Annotated in this window: 22 protein-coding genes; 14 read left to right on the forward strand and 8 right to left on the reverse strand. The window is 70.9% G+C overall.

Going from position 1 to position 25,260, the window contains the following annotated elements; genetic code table 11:
- Positions 1 to 92 precede the first annotated feature (92 nt).
- Entirely contained in the window at positions 93 to 548 is a 456-nt protein-coding gene (locus tag M1203_RS12845; RefSeq protein ID WP_249949762.1) for a MarR family winged helix-turn-helix transcriptional regulator, read from the reverse strand.
- 163 nt (positions 549 to 711) lie between these two features.
- Between M1203_RS12845 and M1203_RS12850 the strand changes: the two genes are divergently transcribed.
- The 11 genes from M1203_RS12850 (at position 712) to M1203_RS12900 (ending at position 13,752) form a co-directional block, all read left to right on the forward strand.
- Positions 712 to 2,169 (forward strand): MFS transporter, encoded by a 1,458-nt coding sequence (locus M1203_RS12850; protein WP_249949763.1) that lies wholly within the window; start codon positions 712 to 714, stop codon positions 2,167 to 2,169.
- Between the two features lie 221 nt (positions 2,170 to 2,390).
- Positions 2,391 to 3,437, forward strand: a complete 1,047-nt coding sequence (locus M1203_RS12855; protein ID WP_249949764.1) for a LacI family DNA-binding transcriptional regulator — start codon at positions 2,391 to 2,393, stop codon at positions 3,435 to 3,437.
- A gap of 14 nt (positions 3,438 to 3,451) precedes the next feature.
- Entirely contained in the window at positions 3,452 to 4,411 is a 960-nt protein-coding gene (locus M1203_RS12860; protein ID WP_249949765.1) for a carbohydrate ABC transporter permease, read from the forward strand.
- Positions 4,408 to 5,271, forward strand: coding sequence for a carbohydrate ABC transporter permease (locus tag M1203_RS12865; RefSeq protein WP_249949766.1), 864 nt, complete (start codon positions 4,408 to 4,410; stop codon positions 5,269 to 5,271). The genes M1203_RS12860 and M1203_RS12865 overlap by 4 nt, the downstream gene beginning before the upstream one ends.
- Positions 5,271 to 6,590 (forward strand): ABC transporter substrate-binding protein, encoded by a 1,320-nt coding sequence (locus M1203_RS12870; RefSeq protein ID WP_249949767.1) that lies wholly within the window; start codon positions 5,271 to 5,273, stop codon positions 6,588 to 6,590. The genes M1203_RS12865 and M1203_RS12870 overlap by 1 nt, the downstream gene beginning before the upstream one ends.
- Before the next feature lie 37 nt (positions 6,591 to 6,627).
- Positions 6,628 to 7,740 carry an ADP-ribosylglycohydrolase family protein gene (locus M1203_RS12875; RefSeq protein ID WP_249949768.1) on the forward strand — a complete coding sequence of 371 codons (1,113 nt, stop codon included), beginning with the start codon at positions 6,628 to 6,630 and terminating at the stop codon, positions 7,738 to 7,740.
- Positions 7,741 to 7,838: 98 nt separating this feature from the next.
- Entirely contained in the window at positions 7,839 to 9,017 is a 1,179-nt protein-coding gene (locus tag M1203_RS12880) for an ADP-ribosylglycohydrolase family protein (RefSeq protein ID WP_249949769.1), read from the forward strand.
- Positions 9,014 to 10,186, forward strand: coding sequence for an ADP-ribosylglycohydrolase family protein (locus tag M1203_RS12885; protein ID WP_249949770.1), 1,173 nt, complete (start codon positions 9,014 to 9,016; stop codon positions 10,184 to 10,186). Before M1203_RS12880 ends, M1203_RS12885 begins: the two co-directional genes overlap by 4 nt.
- Complete coding sequence (locus M1203_RS12890; RefSeq protein ID WP_249949771.1) at positions 10,186 to 11,607, forward strand: ADP-ribosylglycohydrolase family protein; 1,422 nt, start codon at positions 10,186 to 10,188, stop codon at positions 11,605 to 11,607. The genes M1203_RS12885 and M1203_RS12890 overlap by 1 nt, the downstream gene beginning before the upstream one ends.
- Before the next feature lie 106 nt (positions 11,608 to 11,713).
- Entirely contained in the window at positions 11,714 to 12,934 is a 1,221-nt protein-coding gene (locus M1203_RS12895) for a CaiB/BaiF CoA-transferase family protein (RefSeq protein WP_249949772.1), read from the forward strand.
- The gene (locus tag M1203_RS12900; protein WP_249949773.1) at positions 12,931 to 13,752 is read left to right on the forward strand and encodes a CoA ester lyase; all 822 of its coding nucleotides are present in this window, start codon (positions 12,931 to 12,933) and stop codon (positions 13,750 to 13,752) included. Before M1203_RS12895 ends, M1203_RS12900 begins: the two co-directional genes overlap by 4 nt.
- Positions 13,753 to 13,780: 28 nt before the next feature.
- Here the strand turns inward: M1203_RS12900 and M1203_RS12905 are convergent, their stop codons facing one another.
- The 3 genes from M1203_RS12905 to M1203_RS12915 are packed head-to-tail and all read right to left on the reverse strand — an operon-like array spanning position 13,781 to position 16,601.
- Entirely contained in the window at positions 13,781 to 14,641 is an 861-nt protein-coding gene (locus M1203_RS12905; RefSeq protein WP_249949774.1) for a citryl-CoA lyase, read from the reverse strand.
- The gene (locus M1203_RS12910; protein ID WP_249949775.1) at positions 14,638 to 15,843 is read right to left on the reverse strand and encodes a CaiB/BaiF CoA-transferase family protein; all 1,206 of its coding nucleotides are present in this window, start codon (positions 15,841 to 15,843) and stop codon (positions 14,638 to 14,640) included. Before M1203_RS12910 ends, M1203_RS12905 begins: the two co-directional genes overlap by 4 nt.
- Complete coding sequence (locus tag M1203_RS12915) at positions 15,843 to 16,601, reverse strand: IclR family transcriptional regulator (RefSeq protein WP_249949776.1); 759 nt, start codon at positions 16,599 to 16,601, stop codon at positions 15,843 to 15,845. The genes M1203_RS12910 and M1203_RS12915 overlap by 1 nt, the downstream gene beginning before the upstream one ends.
- A gap of 147 nt (positions 16,602 to 16,748) precedes the next feature.
- Here M1203_RS12915 and M1203_RS12920 point away from each other — a divergent pair, with 147 nt between their 5' ends.
- On the forward strand, positions 16,749 to 18,260 hold the full coding sequence (locus tag M1203_RS12920) for an MFS transporter (RefSeq protein ID WP_249949777.1): 1,512 nt from the start codon (positions 16,749 to 16,751) through the stop codon (positions 18,258 to 18,260).
- Here M1203_RS12920 and M1203_RS12925 read toward each other — a convergent pair.
- The gene (locus M1203_RS12925; RefSeq protein WP_249949778.1) at positions 18,190 to 20,061 is read right to left on the reverse strand and encodes a potassium transporter TrkA; all 1,872 of its coding nucleotides are present in this window, start codon (positions 20,059 to 20,061) and stop codon (positions 18,190 to 18,192) included. The genes M1203_RS12920 and M1203_RS12925 overlap by 71 nt on opposite strands.
- Before the next feature lie 328 nt (positions 20,062 to 20,389).
- Here M1203_RS12925 and M1203_RS12930 point away from each other — a divergent pair, with 328 nt between their 5' ends.
- Entirely contained in the window at positions 20,390 to 21,292 is a 903-nt protein-coding gene (locus M1203_RS12930) for a S1 family peptidase (RefSeq protein WP_249949779.1), read from the forward strand.
- Positions 21,293 to 21,382: 90 nt separating this feature from the next.
- On the opposite strand, the gene M1203_RS12935 is transcribed toward M1203_RS12930, so the two are convergent.
- From M1203_RS12935 to M1203_RS12945, 3 genes are all read right to left on the reverse strand, one after another.
- On the reverse strand, positions 21,383 to 21,613 hold the full coding sequence (locus M1203_RS12935) for a hypothetical protein (protein WP_249949780.1): 231 nt from the start codon (positions 21,611 to 21,613) through the stop codon (positions 21,383 to 21,385).
- Positions 21,614 to 21,772: 159 nt separating this feature from the next.
- On the reverse strand, positions 21,773 to 22,195 hold the full coding sequence (locus M1203_RS12940; protein ID WP_283958550.1) for a TIGR03668 family PPOX class F420-dependent oxidoreductase: 423 nt from the start codon (positions 22,193 to 22,195) through the stop codon (positions 21,773 to 21,775).
- A gap of 25 nt (positions 22,196 to 22,220) precedes the next feature.
- Positions 22,221 to 23,045, reverse strand: coding sequence for an LLM class F420-dependent oxidoreductase (locus M1203_RS12945; RefSeq protein ID WP_249949781.1), 825 nt, complete (start codon positions 23,043 to 23,045; stop codon positions 22,221 to 22,223).
- Between the two features lie 500 nt (positions 23,046 to 23,545).
- Between M1203_RS12945 and M1203_RS12950 the strand changes: the two genes are divergently transcribed.
- Positions 23,546 to 25,207, forward strand: a complete 1,662-nt coding sequence (locus tag M1203_RS12950; RefSeq protein ID WP_249949782.1) for an ABC-F family ATP-binding cassette domain-containing protein — start codon at positions 23,546 to 23,548, stop codon at positions 25,205 to 25,207.
- Positions 25,208 to 25,260 lie beyond the last annotated feature (53 nt).

A 25,260-nucleotide genomic window follows, 5' to 3' on the forward strand; every position in this document is an offset into this window, starting at 1 on the left:
CCGACCCGGCCCGCTCGTACGGCCCGCCGTCATGTTCCTCGGACGGCGGGCCGTCCTGCTCCGAGGACGGCCGCCCAGTGGTCCGCTCGACTTCAGACGCGGGGCCAGGGCCTGCCGCCGAGGCGTTCGATGTCGGTGTTGAAGCGCTTCAAATAGGCGGCGAAGGCGGCGATGTCCTCCTCCGGCCAATCGGCCATGACCCGGTCCAAGGAGCGGACGATGCCCTCTCGCTCCTCGTCGAGTACGCGCGCGCCCTCCGGCGTGATGCGGAACTTGCGGGCCATGCCGCCGTCGGGGTCCGGGATGCGTTCCGCGAGTCCGGCGCGCACGGTCGCGGCCGTTTGCCGGTTCAGGGTGGAGGCGTCGAGCCCGAAGGCGTCGCTGAGTTCACCGATCGACATCGGCCCCTGCAAGCGGATACGGCTCAGCAGGATGTAGGCGCTGCGGTCCAGTACGGCGTCTTTGCGTCGTCCGCCTCTCTGGTTCAGGAACGTGTGGCGGCTGAGCAGCATCTGCTCGTACTCGACCTCGTGCGTGGCCCCGACCATGCGTCTGTCGCCTCCAGTCTCTCTCGCCCGTCATTGTCGCACCGCGTCCGGACGACCCGCACTCCTCACCCGTATGAATCATGCACGTAAAGTGGCTGTTGCAGTCAGTATGTACGATGCACAAGCACATACTTTCCGGCTGCACAGTCATAGGAGTCCCCTGATGGACGCCCCACAGCACGCTTCCCGTTCGGGTGGCGTGGTCGCCACGCTTGCGCTCGCCGGCACCACGGCGGCGATCATGCAAACACTGGTCACACCGCTCATCGCGGAGCTGCCGCAGATTCTGAGCACCTCGCCCTCGAACGCCACCTGGGTGATCACGACCACCCTCCTCGTGGCGGCTGTCTGCGTCCCGGTCGTCGGCCGCCTGGGCGACCTGATCGGCAAGCGCCGTATGCTCCTCGCGTGCTCGGTGCCGCTGATCGCGGGCTCGGTGGTGTGCGCGCTCTCGTCCTCCGTCGTGCCGATGATCATCGGGCGCGGGCTGCAGGGCATGGGAATGGGCATGGTGCCGCTGGGAATCGCCCTGCTGCGCGATGTCGTTCCGGCGCAGAAGCTCAGCTCGTCCATCGCCCTGGTGAGCGCCTCCATGGGGATCGGCGGCGGCCTCGGTCTGCCGATCGCCGCGGCGGTCGCCCAGTACGCGAACTGGCGGGTGCTCTTCTGGGGTTCCGCCGTACTGGCCACGGCGATCGCGGTGCTGATCTGGTTTCTGATCCCGAGCGTGCCCGCCGCCGCCAAGGGTCAGCGTTTCGACGCGCCCGGCGCGCTCGGCCTCGGGGCCGGTCTGGTCTGTCTGCTGCTCGCCATCTCCAAGGGAGCCGACTGGGGCTGGGGTTCGGGGACCACACTCGGTCTGTTCGCCGCCGCCGTCGTGCTCCTGATCGGCTGGGGCGCGTGGGAACTGCGTACGGCCGACCCGCTGGTCGACCTGCGCACCACGGCCCGCCCCCGGGTGCTGCTCACCAACGTCGCCTCGATCTTCGTCGGTTTCGCGATGTACGCCGGCATGCTGGTGATGCCGCAGCTGCTGCAGTTCCCCGAGGCCACCGGCTACGGCCTGGGGCAGTCGATACTCGCGTCCGGCCTGTGGATGGCGCCCGGTGGCGTGATGATGATGATCGTCTCCCCGCTCGGCGGCAAGCTGACCAACGCCTACGGCCCGAAGGTCACCCTGCTCGGCGGAGCCCTGGTCATCGCCGCGGGCTACGGGCTGTCGCTCGCGCTGATGGGGTCCGCGTGGGGAATCATGCTGGCCATCATGGTGATCAACAGCGGTGTGGGACTCGCCTACGGCTCGATGCCGGCACTCATCATGAGCTCCGTGCCGCTCTCGGAGACCGCCGCCGCGAACAGCTTCAACACACTGATGCGCTCTCTGGGCACCTCCGTCGGCGCCGCCGTGATCGGTCTGGTGCTCTCCCAGATGACGACCAGCATCGCCGGCCGGAGCATCACATCCGAGGGCGGCTTCCGTACCGGCCTGCTGATCGGCTGTGGCATCGCCGTGGTCTCGGCCGCGATCGCGGCCGTCATTCCGGCCGTACGCAACGCCACGCCCGGCCCGGAGAAGGCCACTTCGGCCCCCGCGCCGGAGAAGTCCGCCGTCGAGGCGTAACCGGGGCGAACGCATCCGGTACGCCGGCACGGACGAAGTGGCCGGGCCTCAACCGGCGTTGAGGGAGGGCGGACGCGGGCTGCGGCCCGCGCCCGCCCTTCCCCTATGAGATGCGTCACATTTACTGTCTATTGACGGTAAGGAAACGCGACAGCAATATCTGTAAACGTTTCCAGTCGCCGGAAACGTTTACAGAGTCCGACTGCCGGGGGGTCAGAACGATGCCGAGGGCACAGAGCGGCGGTCAGCCGACGATCGTGTCGATCGCCGAACGCGCCGAGGTCTCCATCGCTTCGGTCTCCCGGGTGCTCAACGGCCTCGGAGCCCGTCGGGACACCGTCGAGAGGGTGGAGCGGGCCGCGGCCGAGCTGGGCTATGTGCCCAACGCGGTGGCGCGCTCCCTCAAGGACGGCAGGACACGGCAGTTGACGTTCGCGATGCCCGACATCGGCAACCCGGTGTACGTCGCGATGGTCCGCGCCATCCAGTCCGTCACCAAGGCGGCCGGCTACCGGCTGCTGCTGCACTCCACCGACGCCGTGGTGGCCGACGAACTCGCCGTGCTGCGCAGCCTGGGCGACCGCACCAGCGACGGTCTCATCATCTGCCCGATCCGGATCACGGACGAGCATGTCGAGGCGCTGCGCTCCGCGGCCGGACCGGTTGTCGTCATCGGTTCGCTCCCCGACGAGGTGCCCGTGGACAGCGTGCGCGCCGACTCCGTCGCCGGCGCCGCCCTGGCCGTGCGCCATCTGTACGAGACCGGCCGGCGCCGTATCGCCTTCGTCAACGGCCCTTCCGACACCGTGCCAGGGCGCAACCGGGACGAGGGGTTCCGCTCCGCCATGGCGGAGCACCGTCTCGTATACGACGACTCGCTCGTCGTGCACACCGACTTCGGCATCGAGTCGGGCGCCGAGGCCGCCGAGAAGCTGCTGGCCGACAGCGCCTTGCTGCCCGACGCCGTGTTCTGCGCCAATGACCAACTGGCGCTCGGCGTCGCCCGTGCCCTGCACTCCAGGGGCCTGCGCATCCCCGAGGACGTCGCCGTCGCGGGCATGGACGACAGCCTGCTCGCGCAGGCCGGCTGGCCCCCGCTGACCAGCGTCGACCTCGGCTCCACCGAGCGCGGCCGACACGCGGCCGAACTCCTTCTGGAACGCCTTCGCACCCCTGACGGCACGACACCCAGGGCCCCCCGCACCACCACTGCCCCTCCCCGCCTCGTCGTCCGCGCCTCCACCGCGCCGACGACAGCCACCAGCTAGAGGACGAGGTCCCCATGAGTCTCACCGCCTCCCGGGCCAAGGCCGTCCCGGGCAGCCGCGGCAACCCACCGCCCCGCACCCCCGCCCAGCGCAGACAGGCCCTCGGCCTCGACCGGGGCGCCTGGTTCCTGCTCCTTCCCGCGCTGATCCCGATCCTGGTGCTCAGCGTGGGCCCGCTCCTGTACGGCGTCTCGCTCGCGTTCACCGACGCGCAGGCGGGACGCACGGCGGCCACACAGTTCATCGGACTGGACAACCTTCTCGACCTGCGCCACGACTCGCTGTTCTGGGAGTCCTTCCGTATCGGTCTCGTCTGGGCGGTGTCCGTGACGGGGCTGCAATTCGTGCTGGCCATGGGCCTCGCGCTGCTGCTCAACCAGAATCTGCGCTTCCGCTGGCTGGCCCGGACGCTGGCGCTCGTACCGTGGGCGATGCCCGAGGTCGTCGTCGGCATCATGTGGCGGCTCGTGTATCACTCCGACGCCGGTGTCCTGAACAAGACACTCACCCAGCTCGGCCTGCTCCACGAGAACGTGGACTGGCTCGCCGATCTCTCCTACGCGCTGCCCGCGGTCATCGCCGTCGGCGTGTGGGCGGGCATGCCGCAGACCACGGTCGTACTCCTGGCCGGTCTGCAGAACGTTCCGCACGAACTGCGTGAGGCCGCCCAGTTGGACGGCGCCGGGCTCTGGCGCCGCTTCACCACCGTCACCTGGCCCGCGCTCAAGCCGGTCATCCTCGCGATCACCTCCCTGAACTTCATCTGGAACTTCAATTCCTTCGGCCTGGTGTACGTCCTCACACAGGGCGGACCGGGCGGGCAGACGCGGCTCCCGATGCTCTTCGCGTACGAAGAGGCCTTCAAATACGGGCAGTTCGGCTACGCGGCCGCCATGGGTCTGATCATGGTCGCCGTGATCGCGGTCCTGCTCGCCCTGTTCCTGCGCAAGAAGCTGAAGGAGGACGCGGCATGAGCGCGACGTCTGCCCCGCCCAAGGTCCGGGCCCTGCGCGCCGCGGGCCGCACCGGCCAGTACGTGGCACTGCTCGGCTTCCTGGTCTTCCTGGCCTTCCCGCTCCTCTGGCTGCTGTCCACGTCCTTCAAGTCGCCCCAGGAACTGGGCTCGATCAACCCGACGTGGCTGCCGGTCGACCCCGGTCTCGGCAACTACCGCGCCGCGTTCGAGGCGCAGCCACTGCTCCGCTCCGCGCTCAACAGCCTTCTCGTGGCGGTCAGCGCCTCGGTCATCTCGGTGTCGATCGCCGTCCCGGCCGCGTATGTGATGGTCCGCTACAGGACACGGGTCAGCCAGGCGGGCACGGTCTGGATCCTGGTGAGCCAGATGTTCCCGTTCGTGCTGGTGATCATCCCGCTGTTCCTGGTCCTGAAGAATCTGCACCTGATCAACAGCCTCGGCGGCCTGATCATCGTGTACGTCGTCTGGAATCTGCCCTTCTCCCTGTGGATGCTCCAGGGCTACGTCAAGTCCGTGCCGCGCTCGCTTGAGGAGGCCGCGGCGATGGACGGCGCGGGCCGGCTGCGCACGCTCGTCAGCGTGGTCCTGCCGCTGCTCGCGCCCGGCCTGGTGGCGACGCTGATGTTCTCCTTCGTCACCGCCTGGAACGAGTTCTTCTTCGCCCTCGTGCTCCTCAAGTCTCCGGAGAACCAGACGATGTCCGTGATCCTCACCCATTTCATCGGCGCCGAGGGCGTGGCGGACCTGGGCCCGCTGGCGGCGGCCTCGGTCCTCGCGACCCTCCCCAGCCTGCTCTTCTTCGCGCTGCTCCAGCGCCGGCTCGTGGGCGGCATGCTCAGCGGGGCGGTGAAGGGCTGATGCGTATCCGTACGAAGCGGCTGAGCGCCTGCGCGGCCACGGCCCTCGCGCTGACCCTGGTCGCCGGATGCGGCGGCCCGGGGCCGGACTCCTCCGACGGCCGGATCACCCTTGAATTCCTCAGCCTGGCCTGGCAGAAGGAGTCCGTCGACGCCAACAAGGCGCTCGTGGAGCAGTGGAACGCGACGCACCCGGATGTCCAGGTCAGATACGTACAGGGCAGCTGGGACAACATCCACGACCAACTCCTCACCTCCTTCGAGGGCGGTGAGGCACCCGACATCATCCACGACGACGCCTCGGACCTCACGGACTTCGCGAACGGCGGTTACCTCGCCGACCTCAGCGAGTATCTGCCGGCGTCACTGCGCGCGGACATCCCCGAGGCCGCGTGGGAGACCACGACCTACGGCACGGGGACATACGGCGTCCCGTTCGTCCAGGAGCCACGCGTCCTCATCGCCAGTACGAAACTTCTCCGCCAGGCGGGGGTCCGTATCCCCACGGCCCGACAGCCCTGGACCTGGGGCGAGTTCGAGGAGGTCAGCAAGAAGCTGACACGCGACAGGGACAACGACGGCACGACCGACCAGTACGGCGTGGCCTGGTCCATGAAGGAGCCGGTCGCCCAGTCCGTCAATCTGTCGCTGTCCACCGGTGGCAAGATCTTCTACAAGGACGCGGACGGCAAGAACGAGATCCGCTACGACGACGCCGACTCGTCCGTCGCACGGCTGATCGACCGACAGGTCAACGAGGACCGGACCGCGCCCAAGAACGGCCTCGGCATGTCGGGTTCGGACACCCTGCCCGGCTTCTTCGCCGGCCGCTACGCGATGCTTCCGCTCAACTTCTCCTTCCGCCAGCAGGTGCGGCAGCAGGCTCCCAAGGGGTTCGACTGGACGGTCCTGCCGATGCCCACCGGCGCGGGGGAGCCCACCCAGGGCACGATCCCGCAGACCCTCTCGGTCGCCGAGGACAGCCCCCACAAGCGGGCGGCGGTCGACTTCATCGCCTTCCTCAACCGGCCCGAACACCAACTGCGGCTGGCGCGCGGCGACTGGCTGCTGCCCACGAGCACCCAGGCCCTGAAAGACCCGTCCCTCAACACCGACACCTATGGGTGGAGGACCGGCGCCACCATCGCGGCCGGTCTGCGCCCGTCCCCGGTGCTCGGGGTACGCGGCTACGCGGAGTGGAAGGACAAGATCGCCACCCCCGCCTACCAGGAGTACTACAACAACGCGTTCGGCATCGCGGAACTGCGCGAACGCCTGGCGGACGACGGAAATCGCATCCTCGACCGCTATCAGCGCTGAACCCGAGCACAACCTCAGAAAAGAGCACGCACGCACCATGAGTGTCAGCCTCGACTCCGATCCCGCGCCGCCGGCCGAGGGCGCACCGGATGCCCGCGGGCGCCGTACCGTCCCCCTCTCCCGGCCGGCGTCCGCCGCCGCGGTTCGGCTCCGGGACCGCGCCCGCGGCGCCCTGCTCGGCCTCGCGGTCGGCGACGCGCTCGGCGCGCCGGCCGAGAACATGAAGCCCTCCCAGATCCGTGAGCGCTGGGGCCGTATCCAGGGCTTCGTCGCCGACGACCCGGCCGGTACGGACGACACCGAGTACGCGATCTTCTCGGGTCTGCTGCTGGCCGACCACGGCTCCGCTCTCACCATGGCCCATGTCGAGGCGGCCTGGCACGAGGGGATCGCCGACCGCGACGAAGGGGCGTTCAAGGGGGCCGGGTTCAGCGAGCGCGGCACCCTGGAGAATCTGCGCCGTGGCCTCGCCGCCCCGATCTCCGCTCAGCACAGGCACGCCTGGAGCGACGGTCTCGCCATGCGCGCCGCGCCCTTCGGGGTGTACGCGGCGGGGCGTCCGGCCGAGGCGGCCCGGCTGGTCGCGATCGACGGCACCGTGTCGCACGACGGCGAAGGCATCCTCGGCGGCCGGGCGGTGGCGGCGGGCGTCGCCGCGGCCATGGTCAGCCACACCCCGGACGCGGTCGTCCAGGCCGCGCTCTCCGTCGTACCGGACGACTCGTGGACGGCCCGCTCACTGCATCGCGCGGTGTCGGCGGCGGGGCGGGCGCGCCGCGACCCCGACAGTACGCAGTTGTCACGGGAGCGCGGGGTGCGCAAGGCCGTCGTCATCGGGGGCTATCCATGGACGGATCTGGCGCCCGAGGCGGTGGGCCTGGCGTTCGGCGCGTTCGCGGTGGCCCGGGGCGACTTCCGCGAGTCGGTCCTGATCGCCGTCAACATGGGCCGCGACGCCGACACCACGGCAGCCGTGGCGGGCGCCCTCGCCGGCGCCCTGCGCGGCGAGTCCGCGATCCCCGCGGACTGGGCGGACACGATCGGTCCGGTACGCGGCAGCTGCCTCCCTTCCATGGCCGGACGGCACATCCTCGACATCGCGGACCGGTTGACGCCCTCCGCACCGGACCGGCCGGGAACGACGGCGTGACCAGGTCCTGTCCGGCCTGTCCGGTCGGTCCGCACGGATCCGGACGCCGGGACATCGCCGCCGTACCGCCCAGTACCACCGAAAGGCCCCTCGCTCTCATGCTCCCCGCACCAGCGGACGCCACCCACCGGATCGAGGGCCTGCTCCTCGGCATCGCCGCGGGTGACGCCGCCGGATGGCCCTCGGGCCGGCACCGCGCCGCCCGGCTGCCCGACTGGACACGCCGCCTCACCCGCGAACTGGACACCTTCGCCGAGCAGAACGCGACGACCACCCTGCCGGTCCCGATCGCACTCAACCAGCCCCCGGAGCCGCTGCGCCTCGGCCCGTCCGACGACGCGGAGTGGGCGGCCTTCACCGCGCTCGCCGTCCTGGGCGCCTACGCCGACGGCCTCGGGGACCTCCCCGCCGACCAGCGCGTACGCTCCGCGCTCTCGCTCGCGTGGAACACGCTCGCGGACGAGATAGCGGCGGCGGCGGACCGCGCGGACGAGATCGAGTCGGCCGAGATGCCGCTGCGTGCCCGTATCTCCGTACGGGCCGGCCTGGGCAATCTCGCCGCCGGTCTACGGCCTCCCGCCACGGGGCACGACAACCCGCACTACTTCGATGACGCGGCCTGCGTGCGCGCCGCCGTTCTCGCGGTCGTGCACCCGGGCGAGCCGCGACTCGCCGCTGATCTCGCCGAGTTCGACGCGCGCTACACCCAGGACGGCGACGGCGTGCACGGCGCCCGCGCCATGGCGGCGGCGGTCTCCGCGGCGCTCGGCGGCGCGCCCGTCGACAGCTGCGTGGACGCGGCCCTCGCCCAACTGCCCGAGGGCACCGAGATCCACCGCAACGCGGTGCGCGCCGTCGATCTGGCCCGCGCCGCGGTGACCGCGCACCCCGGCCTGCCCGGCAACGCGTTCGCCCTCGTGCCCGTGCTGGAACACGAGATCGTCGACCATGTCTACAGCTACGGCATCGCCGCGGCCGAAACGGTGCCCGTCGCCCTCGCCGTCGCCACGGCGGCGGCCGGAGCCATCAGCGAAGCGGTCCCCACCGCGGCCTGTCTCTCCCGTGTCGCCGACTCGGCCCCTGCCCTGGCCGGCGCCCTCACCGGCGCGCTCGGCGGCGGCGACGCGTTCCCGGAGAGCTGGCGTGCGGCCTGCCGCACACTCGCGGGCTGCGCGCTGCCGCGCCTGGCCGGTACCGACCTGATCGGCCTGGCGGAGCGCCTGGCCACCATGAGCAGCCCGACCGACTCCCCCTCTCCCGAAGGAATCCCGGCATGACCACGTCCAGCAACCCGACGAGTCCCATCCCGTCCCTGGAGGACCGCACCGTCGGCGCCCTCGTCGGAGCCGCCGTGGGCGACGCGCTCGGCGGTCCGGTCGAGGGCTGGACCCCGGAGGCGATCGCCGAGCGGCACGGCGGCCGAGTACGCGGCATCGTGGAACCTTTCCACAAGGACGAGTGGAAGACCGCGCGGCCCATCGCGCCGTACCACAAGGGCGACGGCCATGTCACCGACGACACCTTGATGACACACGCCCTGATCCGTGTCTACGAGAAGGTCCGCGACCACCTCGACGCGTACGCGGTCGCCGACCATCTGGTCCCGGATCTGATCACCAACCCGCGGTGGATCCCGGAGCTGGAGGCCGAGGCGCTGCCGCTCCAGCGCATCTTCCTGGCGGAGAAGTGGATCGTCGCCCGTATCCACTACGGACATGTCGACCCGCGCGAGGCGGGCGTCGGCAATATCGTCAACTGCGGTGCGGCGATGTACATGGCGCCGGTCGGCGTGGTCAACGCGGGCAACCCGCTGAAGGCGTACGAGGAGGCGCTGGAGGTCGCGGGCGCGCACCAGTCGTCGTACGGCCGCGAGGCGGCGGGTGTCTTCGCGGCGGCGGTGGCCTCGGCGTTCGCACCGGGCGCGACGCCCGAGTCCGTCGTCGAGGATGTGCTGAGGCTCGCGAAGGACGGCACGAAGTCGGCGATCGAGGCCGTGTGCGAGGTGGCGGCACACTACGACGACTTCGAGGACGCGCTGGCCCCGCTGCGCGCGGCCGTGGCGCCGTTCGACACGGTCGGCCCCGAGTACCGCAAGCCGTCTCTCGGCGCCCGCCGCCCCTCCCGTCTGCACTCCATCGAGGAACTGCCCGTCGCCCTGGGCATGTTGCTGGTCGGTCGCGGCGACTTCCGGCACACGGTGCTCGGCTCGGTCAACTACGGCCGCGACTGCGACTCGATCGCCACGATGAGCGGCGCGATCGTCGGTGCCCTGTACGGCGAGGAGGCGGTGCCCAAGGAGTGGGGCACGGAGGTCGCGCGGGCCAGCAGGCTGGATCTGCACGCCCCGGCGCTCTCCCTCGCCCGTGTCACGCGCGAGGTGTTCGCCCGCGATCTGGAGCGGCGCCGCGCCCATGAGGCCGCCTTCACCACGCTCGCGGGGTCCTGATGCTACGTCTGACCTGGGTACAGCCCGAGGACCTGGTCGGGCACGAGTTGCGCCAGGCGGCCCAGGACGGCCGTGACGCGACGGACGTCGAACGCCGCTGGATCGCGGCGGGCGGCCATCCGGCGCCTGAGCGGGCCGGCGCGTCACCGGGACCGGCCTCGCCCGAACTCAGGTCGCTCGCCCAGGAGTTGCTGGACGAACTGGCGCGGCTCCCGTCTCCCCTCGCGGCAGCGGAACCGACCGTGTTCCAGGTCGGTGCGGTACGTGAGGACAAGCCGTACGGGCGGCGACCGGACCCGGACCCGGACCCGGCAGCGGAGACGGACCCCCGATCGGAGCGGGAGACCCGATCGGAGCGGGACCGGCTGCACGCGGCCTGGCTGGGCCGGGCCGTCGGCTGCGTCCTGGGCAAGCCCGTCGAGAAGCTCCCCCTCGACGGTATCCGCGCCCTCGCCCGCGACACCGGCAACTGGCCCCTGAACACCTGGTTCACGGAGCGGAACCTGGACCCGCGGCTCGCGGCGGCGTACCCATGGAACCGCCGCTCCCGCCCGACCTCCCTCGCCGAGAACATCGACGGCATGCCGGAGGACGACGACCTCAACTACCCGCTCCTGGGCCTGTTGCTGCTCCAGCGCCACGGCCACGACTTCACCACGGGCGATGTGGCGAAGCTGTGGCTGGACGAACTCCCCGCGGGCCGTACGTTCACCGCCGAGCGGATCGCCTACCGCAACCTCCTGGCCGGTCTGGAGCCACCGCACACGGCGACCCACCACAATCCGTTCCGCGAGTGGATCGGCGCACAGATCCGGGCGGACATCTTCGGCTGGACGAACCCGGGCGACCCGGCGAAGGCCGCCGAACTCGCCCGCCGGGACGCGATGTTGTCGCACACGGCGAACGGCGTGTACGGCGAGATGTTCGTGGCGGCGGCGATCGCGCACGCGGCCGGCCCCGCCCCCACCACGATCCACGAAACCCTCGCGACCGCCCTCGCCCATATCCCGCCGGACTCCCGCTACGCGCGGGCGATCCGCTTCGGCACCGAGACGGCGCGGGCGGAACCCACCGGCACTCCGGCCGGTTTCGAGCGGGTCGTCGACGCCCTGCACGCCCGCTACGCCCATGACCACCACTGGGTGCATGTCCTGCCGAACGCGGCCCTGCTCGCCGCCGCGCTCACCCACGCCGACGGCGACTTCACGGGCTCCATCTGCCGTGCGGTGTCGGGTGGTTGGGACACGGATTCCAACGGCGCGACCGCCGGTTCGATCGCGGGCCTGCTCGCGGGCCGCCCGGGAGCGCTCGGTGACCGCTGGACGGCCCCGCTGAAGAACCGCCTCGCCACCACGGTCGGCGGCTTCGACGGCATCGGATTCGACGAACTGGCCCGCCTCACCCTGGAGGCCCGCGCATGACACGTCCGACCACCCTGGGCCCCGCCGTCATGTCCACGGCCACCACGACCCCGGCCGCCATGACCCCCGCCATCACGATCCCGGTCGCCAACGTACGGAAGGCACGATGAACGACACCTCGCTCCCCCGGCCTCCCCGGCACGACGGCCCGCTGACGGGCCTGCGTGTCCTCGATCTCGCGACGCTCTTCGCCGGTCCCCTGTGCGCCACGATGCTCGGCGACTTCGGCGCCGAGGTGATCAAGGTGGAGCACCCCCGCAAACCGGACCCCTCCCGGGGCCACGGCCCGTCGAAGGACGGCATCGGCCTGTGGTGGAAGCTGCTGGGGCGCAACAAGAAGAACATCACGCTCGACCTGTCCACCACCGGCGGCCGGGAAGTACTCCTCAAACTGGTCGCCGACTCCGATGTCCTGATCGAGAACTTCCGCCCCGGCACCCTGGAGAAGTGGCACCTCGGCTGGGACGAGCTGTCGGCCGCCAACCCCCGCCTCGTCCTGGCGCGTGTCACCGGCTTCGGCCAGTTCGGTCCGTACGCCAGGCGCCCGGGATTCGGCACCCTGGCCGAGGCGATGAGCGGCTTCGCGGCGATCACCGGGCAGCCGGACGGTCCGCCGACGCTGCCGCCGTTCGGCCTCGCCGACTCGATCGCCGCGCTCGCCACCTCGTACGCGGTGATGGCCGCCCTGCGCGGCCGCGACGGGACGGGCCGCGGCCAGATCGTCGACATGGCGATCATCGAGCCGATGCTGACGATCCTCGGCCCGCAGCCCCTCTGGTACGACCAGCTCGGCTACGTACAGCCGCGCACCGGCAACCGCTCCACGAACAACGCGCCGCGCAACACCTACCGCACCGGCGACGGCAAGTGGGTCGCGGTCTCGACCTCCGCGCAGTCGATCGCGGAGCGTGTGATGCGCCTGGTGGGCAGGCCCGGGTTCATCGACGAGGACTGGTTCGCCACGGGCTCCGGCCGTGCCGCGCACGCCGACGAGCTGGACGAGGCGGTCGGCTCCTGGATCGCGGCGCACACCCGCGACGAGGTCGTGACGGCCTTCGAGAAGGCGGAGGCGGCCATCGCCCCGATCTACGACATCCGCGAGGTGATGGCCGATGAGCAGTACCGGGCGCTCGACTCGATCACGGAGCTGCCCGACCCGGACTTCGGCACGGTGAAGATGCAGAACGTCCTGTTCCGGCTCTCCGAGACCCCGGGCTCCATCAAGTGGACGGGGCGTCCGCACGGCGCCGACACGGACGAGATCCTCAGCGGACTCGGCCTGACGGACACGGAGATCACCACGCTGCGCTCGGCGGGTGCGGTGTGACCGATCACGCGTATCTGACCTGGCTGTACGTTCCCGGTGACCGCCCCGGCGTCGTCGCCAAGGCCCTCGGCTCCGGGGCCGACGTGGTGCTCGTCGATCTGGAGGACGCCGTCGCCCCCGACCGCAAGGGGTACGCGCTCGACGCGACCGCCGAACTCCTCGCCGACAAGCACGAGGTGCCGGTCCATGTCCGCGTCAACGCCCTCGACGGTCCTCTCGCGGAGCGGGAGATACGCCGTCTGACCCCGCTGCCCGGCCTGGACGCGCTGCGCCTGCCGAAGGTGACCGGTCCGGACGACCTCACCCGCGTCCTGGACTGGGCGGTCGACGTGCCGCCCCTGTACGCCCTGCTGGAATCGGCCCTCGGCATCGAGAACGCGTACACGATCGCGGGCCATCCGCGTGTGCGCGGTATCGCGCTGGGCGAGGCGGACCTGCGCGCCGAACTCGGCGTCACGGACGCGGCGGGTCTCGCCTGGCCGCGCGGACGCGCGGTGGTCGCGGCGCGGGCGGCGCGACTGCCGCCCCCGCCGCAGTCGGTGTACCCGGACGTCCGCGACACCGAGGGCCTGGCCCGCTCCTGCGCCGAGGGCCGCGCGCTGGGCTTCCTGGGCCGCACGGCGATCCATCCGAGGCAACTCCCGGTGATCGAGGAGGCTTTCCTGCCGACGGAGCCCGAGGTGGCGGCGGCCCGCGAGATCGTCCGGACGGCCGCGGCGGACGCGGGCGCCCTGGCGCTCCCCGACGGCCGCTTCGTGGACGCGGCCGTCGTCGCCGACGCACGACGGGTGCTGACACTGACGGAACGCCGGAGCTGACCCCGCGACGGGAAGTGGCCGGTGCCGGTCAGTCCCGTGGGCCGAGGTCGCGTGCCGGGGTGCCCCGGTACCCCGCGAGCAGCGGTCGTGGGAGCGGCCCCTTGATGCGTGCGCCGCCTTCCTGTTCCTCCCAGGCGTGCGCGAGGATGCCCACGCTTCGGGAGAGTACGAACAGCCCGCGGCCGAGCTCCGCGGGAAAGCCCAGCTCGGCGTAGATGATCGCGGTGGCGCCGTCGATGTTCATCGGCACCGGGCGCGTCCGGCCCTCGGCCAGTGCCGCTTCGAGCGCGAGACCGGCTGCCAGGGCCCGGCCCGGTACCTCGCCTTCCGCGACGGCCTCCCGGACCAGGGCGAGGAGCGGATCGCGCCGTGGATCGCGGGGGTGGAAGCGGTGTCCGAAGCCGGGTACGTAGGCGCGGCGGTCCCGGAACCCGGCGACGACGGCGGTGGCGTCCTCGCCGCCGATGACGCGCTCCAGCACTTCCATGCACTGCTGCCCGGCGCCGCCGTGGACGTCCCCGAGCAGGCCGGCGCCGGTGGCCACCGCGCTGTTCAGTCCAACGCCGCAGGTCGCCGCCATCCGGGCGGCGGCGATCGAGGGGGCCTGCGGACCGTGGTCGACGGCCGCCACCAGCGCGGCCTCCAGCAGGCGGCCCTGAACAGGGCTGGGGAGTTCGCCGCGCAGCATCAGCCAGATCTGCTCGGCGAAGGTGATACGGCCGATCAGCTGCTCGACGGGGTAGCCGCGCAGCAGGATCTCGCCGGGGCGGATACGGCTCACCGCTGTCGACCACCAGTCGGTGACGCGGTGTTCCTCGATCATCGCGGGCCCCTCCCGCGCGGTCGCGGTCGCCGGCCCGGTGCCGCGCGAGGTGTCGGGGCCGCTCACACCGCACCCCGTTCCCGCAGCGCCGCGATCTGCGCCGAGGTGTATCCGAGTTCCGCCAGGACGGCGTCGGTGTGCTCGCCCAGCAGGGGTGGCGGTCCCGCCGGGACGGCGGGTTCGTCGTCCACGCGCAGCGGGCTGCCGAGGACCTTCAGCGGCCGTTCGCGGCCGTCGGGAAAGGGGAGCGTGTGGACGAAGCCGCGCGCGGCCAGGTGGTCCAGGTCCAGGGCGTCGGGCAGCGACAGTACGCGGGCCGCCGGGACGCCGGCGTCGGAGAGGATCTCCTCCCATTCGGCGGCCGGGCGGGCGGCGAGCGCGGACTCCACCTCGGCGCGCAGTGCTTCACGGTGTGTCTTGCGGTCGGCGGGGTGCGAGAACCGCGGGTCGGAGGTCAGGTCCTCCCGGCCGATCAGGCGGCACAGCGTGGTGAACTGCTGCTGCCGGTTGGCGGCGATGTTCAGATGCCCGGCGCCGGTGCGGAAGGTGCCGGAGGGGGCGGCGGTGAAGTTCTCGTTACCCATCGGCCTCGGTTCCCGGCCGGTGATCAGGTAGTTGGACGTCACCCAGCCCATCGCGGTCAGCGCGGACTCCAGCATCGATACGTCGACGAACGCGCCTTCACCGGTACGGCCGCGCCGGACGAGGGCGGCGGCGACGGCGTACGCGGCCGCCATACCGCCCAGGGTGTCGGCGACGGGAAAGCCCGCGCGCAGCGGCGTCGCCTCCGGGGTGCCCGTCACGCTCATCATGCCGCTCAGGCCCTGGATGATCTGGTCGTAGGCGGGACGGTCCCGCATCGGCCCGGTCTGTCCGAAGCCGGAGATGGCGCAGTAGACGAGCGCGGGGTTCTCGGCGCGCAGCGTCTTCCAGCCCAGCCCCAGCCGTTCCATCACCCCGGGGCGGAAGTTCTCCAGCAGGACGTCCGACTCCCGTACCGCGCGCAGCAGCGCCTCGCGCCCGTCCGGGTCCTTGAGATTCACGGTGAGGGAGCGCTTGCCCGCGTTCTGGGCCAGGAAGGACGCCCCGAGCAGCTCGTCGTCCAGGGCGCGGTCGGCCCCCAACTGGCGTGCCAGATCACCCGATCCCGGCATTTCCACTTTGAGTACATCGGCGCCCTGAAGGGCGAGCTGATAGCCGGCGAAGGGCCCGGCGAGGACGTTCGTGAGGTCGAGGACGCGGACGCCGTCCAGCAGCGCGGTCGTCATCAGGCCGTGCCTCCGATGCAGTCGAGGGCGGTCAGGGCCCGAGCGGTGTCCACCAGGGCGGACGTGAAGCCCGCGACGGCCTCGTCGGTGAAACGGGCGGTGGGACCGCCCAGGGCAACGGCGCCGGTCAGCCGGCCCGCCGCGTCGAACACGGGCGCCGCGGCGCCGGACACGCCCGCCTCGCGCTCCCCGTGGCTGACGGACCAGCCCTGCACGGCGGCCTGCCGAGCGCGCTCCCACAGCGTCTTGTCCCAGCCAGGATGCGGCGCGCGGGCCGCGACGGCGGCGACGTCCGCGCGCTCGGCACGGGAGAGGAGCACATGGCTGGACGCGCCGGACCACAGCGGCATCTCGGCGCCCACATGCACGACATGGCGCAGGGTCCGCGTCCCCTCGTGGCGGGCGATGCACACGCGGGTGCCCTGCTGGCGAACGTAGAGGTGTACGGTCTCGCCGCCGCTCGCCTCGCTCAGCTCTTTCAGCCGCTGCAACGCCTCTTCCGGCAACTGCCAGGTATTGCGGGCCAGTTCCGCCCAGCGCAGCAGCCCGGTGCCCGGGACGGTCCGTCCGTCGCCTCGGCTCCAGAGCAGACCGCACTGTTCCAGGGTGTGCACCAGCCGGACCACGGTCGTCTTCGGGAGCCCCGTGGCGCTGACGAGTTCCCGTACGGAACGGCTCGGGTGTTCCGCGTCGTAGAGGGCGAGCAGGTCCACGGCGCGCTGGACGCTGCGGACACCGCCGGCATCGGGTTCAGGCATATGAATCCTCTTCCTCCGCGAAATAGTCGTCGCCGGTCTCTTGTCAGCGAGTTGCCACCTCCATAACATCACCGAACCATTCAGCGGCACAAGTGTTCCGCCTGGTGGTACCGCATGGTGATACCGGAGGCGACAAAGGAGTCCCCGATGAGTTCCGAGCACAGCCCACCGACGGACGCGGCCGGCGCCACAGCGGCCGAACGGCCGGTCTTCCAGCCCAAGGTGGCCGTCGCGGCCGTCTTCGGCACGACGGTGGAGTGGTACGACTTCGCCCTCTACGGCACGGCCGCCGCCCTCGTCTTCAACAAGCTCTACTTCCCGGACGCCGACCCGCTCGTCGGCACCACCCTGGCGTTCGGCACGTTCGCCATCGGGTTCCTCGCCCGGCCGCTCGGCGGCGCCTACTTCGGCGAGAAGGGCGACACCGAAGGCCGCAAGAAGGTCCTCGTCACCACGCTGCTGCTCATGGGCGTCGCCACCGCCGCGATCGGTCTGCTGCCCACCTACGCCCAGATCGGCGTGGCCGCGCCGATCGCGCTCACCGTCCTGCGCTTCGTGCAGGGCTTCGCGGCCGGCGGCGAGAAGACGGGAGCGCTGATCATCCTCTTCGAGAACGCGCCGCCGAAGTGGCGCGGACTCCTGTCCTCACTGCCCGCGATCGGCACGGGCACCGGCACGCTCCTCTCCACCGGCGCGTTCGCGCTCATGACGGGACTGCTGTCCGACGAGGCGTTTCTCAGCTGGGGCTGGCGGGTCCCGTTCCTCGCGAGCGCCTTCCTCACGCTGTTCGGTCTGTGGGTACGGGCGTCCCTGGAGGAGACGGCCGAGTTCCAGCAGGCCGGCGTCCTCAAGCGGGACACGGCCGCGCGTCCCCTGCGTCAGCGGTTCCGGGAGAGCCGTTTCGTCGAGGCATGGACCCGCTACCCACGAGAGATGATCATCGTCATCTGCGCGGGGGCGGCGGAGAACGCCGGGTACTACATCTTCGGCACCTTCTCCGTCGCCTACGTGGAGGACCGCGGACAGCCCACCACCGCGCTGCTCACCGGCATCTCGATCGCCGCCGCCGTCAAGCTCTTCTCCGTCCCCGCCTTCGGAGCGCTCTCCGACCGAGTCGGCCGACGGCCGGTGAGCATCGGCGGCGCCCTGGTACTGCTCCTGGCCGCCTGGCCGTTCTTCGCACTGATCGACGGCGGACAGCCCTGGGCGACCTGGCTGGCCCTGCTGGTCACCCTGGGCGTCGGGCAGGCCGCGATCCTCGGATCACAACCCGCTTTCTTCGCCGAACTGTTCGACACCAAAGTCCGCTTCAGCGCCGTCGGCGTCGCCAACAACGTCGGCACCGTCCTGACCGGTGGCCTCGCCCCGCTCATCGCCGCCGGACTGCTGCTGTGGTTCGACCACAGCGTCCTCGGCGTCGTGGCCTTCATGGCCCTGATGAGCGCGCTCACCGCCGGCACCGTCGCGCTGGCGCCCGAGACGCGCCCGGTGGAGACACCGGCCGAATCCGAGGGCGGGACTGTCGGCGCCCATGCCCCCTCCCGGACAGGACCTGGTGACCCTCCCGACACCAGTGCCCCTCCCGGCACTAGTCCTCGGCGAGGACCACGACCGAGTCACCCTCGGACAGGATCAGGGGCGCGGTCCTGGAAGGATTGAGATGAACACCGTAGAGCGGCGGCTCGTCGCTCTGCTGTGCCAGTCGATAGCCGATGGCCGTCTCGCCGCGCTGCCGGGCGGCCTCGATCACGGCGGCGAAGTTCGCCTCGGCATCGGGGACAAGATAGCTCGGCGCCGGCTTGAGGTAGATCTCCGACCCCTTGGGGTCGAAGAGGTCGGCGAACACGGCGTAGAGATCGCGGTTCTCGCTGAGTTGTGTCAGCAGGAGACTGATGACTTTCGTGCTGACGATGAAGTCGTCGGCCTTGGTGACCTGCGCGACCTCGCGGTTGGCGTCGTCGTTCATCTCGGTGACGATCGAGTACGGGTCGCCGAGCTGGATCTCGATGTCGCGCAGATGCAGCAGGGTGACCAAGGTACGGTCGTCGGCCCGCCGGGGGTCGATCGCGTCGTCCGTGAGCACCACGACGTGCCGGTAGCTGTCCAGCCCCAGGGCCTCCAGCGACGGCCGGTGGATGGGATCGCAGTGCTTGAAGCCCACGGTCAGGTTCTCCCACGGCCCGTTCAAGTCCTCCAGAGGTCGCCGCGGAGCCGCGACGTCCACCACGGATCCCGGCTTCACGAGACGGTCGAGCAGGGAAATGATCTTCGTGGCTCGCGGGTTCCAGCCGATCACCAAGGTCCGGTCCGGTAAGGGGGATCGCACCTGGGCGCTCCTGATCGCCGACCGCGGGATCGCGGGCCGCGCGCTCGCCCGTTCGATGAGCAGATCGTCCTCGGCGAGTACGAGCAGCCGGTCGCCGCCCGCTATGACGGTGTCCATCGCCGGATTGACGAGGATCTCCCCGTTCTCGCGGTGCAGTCCGATGGGTACGCCCAGCTCGAACGCGTTCAGGGATTCCCCGTAGCTGGAACCGGTCAGCCCCGGTTCGGACCAGGGATAGATCTCGTTTCCGATGAAGCTGAGCAGCTCGTTGAAGACGGTGGACAGCCCGGACTGCCGGTGGGACTGCACGATCAGTCGTACGGCGATGTCGTCGACGTCGATCACCAGCGCGGTCTCGCCGGCGGCCAGCCGGGCGGCGGCCAGGTTCGAGGAGTTCTGCACGGCCGCCACCACATTCGGGCGCGTCCCGCGCCACGTGCGGTTGTTCAGGAGCAGCAGCACCTTGATGACATCGATATCGCTGTCGTCCCCGACGGGCGGCAGCACGATGATCGCCTTGGCGGAGTCAGGACTCACCAACTCCAGATCGGCGCGTTGCAGCGGACTGCCGGAGCGGCAGATGACCCGCGTCTTCCCGGTGTCCGGGATCCGCCGCCTGATCTCGTCGTCCATGTCGACCTTGTCCCGGTCGGCGAGGATCACCACACAGGACCGGCGCTCGCTCTGATTGGCCTCCGCCAACTCGGCGATCACGGTGAAGATCTGGTCCGACCAGCCCAGCACGATGGTGTGCCCGTGCTCGATCAGACGTGACTTGCCCTTGCGCAGTTCCTGGATCCGGGTCTCCAGGCCGGTCGTCAGCACACCGATGAGCGCGCTGACGATGAAGATCCCGCCGATGGTAACGGTGAGCATGAGGATCAGGAACAGCGGCTGACCGGTGTCCCCGCCCATCGTGCCCGGATCGAGGGTACGCAGCAGACTCATCCAGACGACGCCCGGCCAGCCGCCGTTCTCTTCGGTGTCCTTGTGTGCCGCGACGACCACCACACCGGAGACCAGGGTGATCAGCGCCAACGAGGCCAGCCCCAGCCAGCCGATCAGCGCGGGCGTGCCACGGTCCATCGTCCCGTCGAACCAATAGCGCAGTCGCGCACTCAGCGTTCTGTGCATCCCACATCCCTCCGTAGCCGCATTCCGCCAACGGACCCAACAGGGCGCCGAGGGCGGCGTGTTACGCCCCGATGATCTCCCCTGGCTCCCGTGTCGCACCAATCGGCTCCGGGGCCGAGCCTTGCCGACCGGACGCGTCGGCAGCACGGGGACGAACGAAGTGGCCCCACGGCCAAAAGCCGCTCTTGCGGGGCGAGTTGGGGACCCCGATACTCCCGACCAACACCGGCCGGGGCGCGCGGTCCGGCCGGGGCGCACGGCCGCCCACGCCGCGCCTCATGGGCCCGCACCCCTCGAAGGGCCCCCGATTCCCCGGGAGACACACCACGTGAGGATCACACACACCCTTCGCCGCGCCCGCGTCCCCAGACATCCCCGGCTGCTCGCCGTCGCCACGGGGCTGGCCGCCGCCGTAGCACTCGCGGTCCCCGCCGCCAACGCCGGGCCCGCCACCGGCCCGTCCACCGCGAACAGGCTCGCCGCCACCGTCGACACGGTCCTGGACACAGGTGTGGCGGGCACCGCCATATACGCCGATCCCGCGGCAGGCACCGTGGTCGTCACCGCGGACAGCACCGTGACCGCCGCGCAGAGGGCCGCGATCGAGCGGGCCGCGGGCCCCGACGCCGATGCGCTGCGCATCGAGCACATCGCGGGCCGGCTCTCGCCCCAGCTCTCCGGCGGTGACGCCATCTACTCCACAGGCACGCGCTGCTCGGCCGGCTTCAATGTCGTCAGCGGCGCTACGTACTACTTCGTGACGGCGGGACACTGCACCAGCGGCCGGTCAACCTGGTACACCGACGCCACGCAGAACACGCTCATCGGCACCACCGCCGGTTCCAGCTTCCCCACCCATGACTACGGCCTCGTGCGCTACACCAACCCCGCGGTCCCCGCCCCCGGCACGGTCGGGAGCGTCGACATCACCAGCGCCGCCCACGCCACCGTCGGCATGGCCGTCACCTTCCGCGGCGCGGCTTCCGGCGTCGTCAACGGGGTCGTCACCGGCCTCAACGCCACGATCAACTACGGCAACGGCGACATCGTGACCGGCCTGATCGGCACCACCATCTGCACACGGCCGGGGGACAGCGGTGGAGCGCTCTACGCGGGCGACCGCGCCATCGGGGTGCTCTCGGGCGGCACCGGAGACTGCACCAGCGGCGGAAGGGCGTACTTCCAGCCGATCATCCCGGTACTGAACGCGTACGGCGTCAGCATCTACTGACCGGAGGGATTGTCCCTGAGGAGCGCGCGGAAACGCCAACCGCCCCCTGCGCTCGGCGCAGAGGGCGGGGCGGCAACGGCAGGGCGAACGTCAGAAGTGGAGGAAGCCGAACCAGGTCTCGACCTGGAACGCCGAGAACTCGGCCTCGGTGATTCCCGCGTCGCCGCCCAGGTTTTCGTAATGACCCGAGCCGCCCTCCGCCCCGAAGAAGCCCGCCGCGGCGGTCGCGTCGTGACCGTCCCAGGCAGACGCCGAACTGGCGCCGCCCAGCAGAGCGGTGGCGGCGAGGGCGGTGGCGGCGAGCGCCGTACGGATACGCATGTGAGCTCCCTACGTCAGGTGAAGCGAACATCGGATGCATGCCCCGGTATACAGCCTTTGCGACAAGATCTGCGGCTATGTCACCCGCTCGGCCCATCAGAACAGGACAAGCGACTGCCGCTGTGATCCGGGGTTCCGAACCATGGCCGGAGCCTGCCCTCAGGTGGCGTCCCATCCGGACCAGCGAGTCACCGCGATCTCCACCACGGGTCCTTCCGGCGGGCGGTCGGCGTACTGCCGCGGGTACTTCCGCGTCAGCAGGCTCACGTAGCGCGCGGACGCCGCCGAGTCCGCGGCCGGGGGCAGGACGGTGGCCGTGCCGTCCGCGCGCGCCCACCACAGGCGGTCCCAGTCCTCGTCGTAGCCGTCGACGAGGAGGCAGACCTCGGGGTGGGCGCGGATGTTGGCCAGCCGCTTCAGCCGGGTCGACCGCTTGGGCTTGTGGTCCACCGCGAAGGCCAGGGTCTCGCCGGTGAGCGCGAAGACCGCGGGGACCAGATGCGGGGTGCCGCGGGCCCCGACGGTCGCGAGGCGGGCGATCCGGGCCCGGGCGAAGTGTTCCCGGGCCCGGGCGCTCGTCATGCTCGGCACTGCGGCGTCCAACGGCTCACCGGAAGCGTTCCGCGACGCCGGCCAGCTCGTCCAGGTAGGCCAGCGTCTCGGCCTCCGGCATCGTCGGCAGGGAGAAGAGGAGCCGCTCCACATCGAGTTGTGTGTACTGCTCGACGATCTCGGGCTTCTTCTCCACCGCGTAGACGGTCACCGGCACGTCCCGGCCCGCGACGCCGCGCAGCCGCTCGATCTTCGGGGCCAGTTCCTCGGCTCCCCTGCTGTTGGCCAGCCAGGCATCGCCGAAGGAGGCCACGCGCTTGAAGGCCCCCTCGCCACCGCCCACGTAGATGGGCGGATGAGGGCGCTGGACCGGTTTCGGCCACGAGTAGACCGGATCGAAGTCGACGAACTCCCCGTGGAACTCGGCCTTCTCCTTCGTCCACAGCTCCCGCATGGCCCGCAGCCGCTCGTCCACGAGGCGGCCCCGGGTGCGCGGGTTCGCGCCGTGGTTCTCCATCTCCTCCTCGTTCCAGCCGATGCCGACCCCGAAGATGAATCTCCCGCCGGAGACGAGGTCCAGGGACGCCACCTCCTTGGCCGTGATGATCGGGTCCCGCTGGACCACCAGCGCGATACCGGTACCCAGCAGGATCCGCTCGGTCACCGCGGCGACCGCGCTGAGCGCGACGAACGGGTCGAGGGTGCGGTAGTAGATCTCCGGCAGCTCGCCGCCGCCGGGGTACGGCGAACGGCGTTCCACCGGGATATGCGTGTGCTCGGCGATGAGCAAGGAGTCGAGCCCTCGCTCCTCGATCGCGCGCCCCAGCGGGGCGGGCGCGATGCCCTGGTCGGTGATGAAGGTCGATACACCGAACTTCACAGCGGCTCCCTCGGATTCCGGGTTCTCGGGGGTGATGGACCGGTCGCGGGCGAATTCGCGGGGCCCGCGAGCTCGCGATCAAGGCTCACGTTCCCCGATCGGCCCCGGCACAACAATCCGTACGGCCGACCGGCCGATCACCGCGCGCGACCCGATTCGGGCCCGCTCCCCCGGGGCCCGCTCCCCCGGGCATCACGCCGGGGCTTTGCCATTCGCCGGAGAGGTCGTTATGGTTTTCCACGGTCCTGTTGTCTCCGATTGAGGTGGACGTTGCGCATCTGAGGTTCGCGATCACCGCGCCGTACGGCTCTCGCCGTGCGCCCGTCACGCTGTAGCGGCATTCGTGCCGTCCGTGACACCCGCGTGGAAGCGACCTCGGTGCAGGGAGCCGTCCTCTCCATTCTCCGGACCGCCGCACCCTCCTTTTCCCGGTCTGGTCGCCGCGTGGTGCTCGCATACGAAGCCCCCCGTCCACCACGCTTTCGACTGCGAGAATCCCCATGGCGACACCCACCACCCCCAGCGCCTCCCTGACCTGCTCCGCCCTGTCCTTCCGGTGGCCCGACGGCACCACCGTCTTCGACGGGCTGTCCCTCACCTTCGGCCGGGGCCGCACCGGTCTCGTCGGTGCCAATGGCACGGGCAAGTCCACACTGATCCGGCTGCTGGCCGGCCTGCTGCGCCCCTCCGAGGGGTCGGTGAGCGCGGGCGGCAGCCTCGCCCACCTTCCCCAGAACGTCACCCTCGACACGGCCCTGCGCGTCGACGAGGCCCTGGGCATCGCCGAGCGGCGTGGCGCGCTGCGCGCCATCGAGGCCGGCGATGTCCGCGAAACACACTTCGAGACGATCGGCGACGACTGGGACGTCGAGGAACGCGCTCTGGCGACACTGGGCTCGCTCGGCCTCGGCAACGTCGAACTCGACCGTACGGTCGGCGAGATGTCCGGCGGGGAGACCGTCCTGCTGCGGCTGGCCGCCCTGTTGCTGGAACGTCCCGACATCCTCCTGCTGGACGAGCCGACCAACAACCTCGACCTGTCCGCGCGCCGCAGGCTGTACGAGGCCGTCGACTCCTGGCGCTCCGGTGTGCTCGTCGTCGTCAGCCATGACCTCGAACTGCTCGAACGCGTGGACCGTATCGCCGAACTGCGCGCCGGAGCCGTGAGCTGGTACGGGGGCGGCTGGTCCGCGTATCAGGAAGCCCTGGCGACCGAGCAGGAAGCGGCCGGGCGGATGCTGCGGGCCGCCGAGGCGGACGTGCGCCGGCAGAAGCGCGAGCTGGAAGAGGCCCAGGTCAAGATCGCCCGGCGCCAGCGGCACAGCAAGAAAATGGACGCGCAGCGGCGGGCCCCGAGGATCGTGGCGGGCGAGCGGAAACGTAACGCGCAGGAATCGGGGGACAAGCTGCGCGGCCTGCACGAGGACCGGCTGAATGAGGCGCGTGAGCGCCGGGAGGAGGCCGCGGACGCGATCCGTCACGACGCCGAGATCCGCGTGAGCCTTCCTCATACGGCCGTGCCCACGGGCCGCACCGTCCTGAGCCTGCGTGAGCTGCGTCCCCGGTTCGGGGCACTGCGCGAGGGAAACCTCCATGTGCACGGGCCCGAGCGGATCGCCCTGGTCGGGCGGAACGGCGCGGGCAAGACCACGGTGCTGCGCACACTGACCGGGGAGTTGGCCCCGCTGTCCGGCGAGGCCAGGACGTTCGTACCGCTGCGTTTTCTGCCGCAGCGTCTGGATGTGCTGGACGACGAGCTGAGCGTCGCGGCGAATGTGGCCCGGCTGGCTCCCGGTGTGGCCGACAACCACATCCGTTCCCAGCTCGCGCGATTCCTGTTCAAGGGTGCGCGCGCCGAGCAGCCGGCGGGCACACTCTCCGGCGGAGAACGCTTCCGTGCCGCGCTCGCGGCGATGATGCTCGCCGCGCCCGCCCCGCAGCTGCTGATGCTGGACGAGCCGACCAACAACCTGGACACGGCGAGTGTGCGGCAGTTGACGAGCGCGCTGGCGTCGTACGAGGGCGCGCTCCTGATCGCCAGCCACGATCTGCGGTTCCTCGAAGAGGCCGGTGTCACCCGCTGGCTGCTCCTCTCGGATGAGCTCCAGGAAACCACCGCGGAGGAGGTCCGCGGTCTGCTGGAGGCGCCGGAGGCCGGCTGACGCGGTCGCCGCGCGCCGCTCGCTCTGAACCACTCGTCCTGAACCGCTCGTCC

Source organism: Streptomyces sp. 35G-GA-8 (assembly GCF_023534745.1).
Lineage (GTDB): Bacteria > Actinomycetota > Actinomycetes > Streptomycetales > Streptomycetaceae > Streptomyces.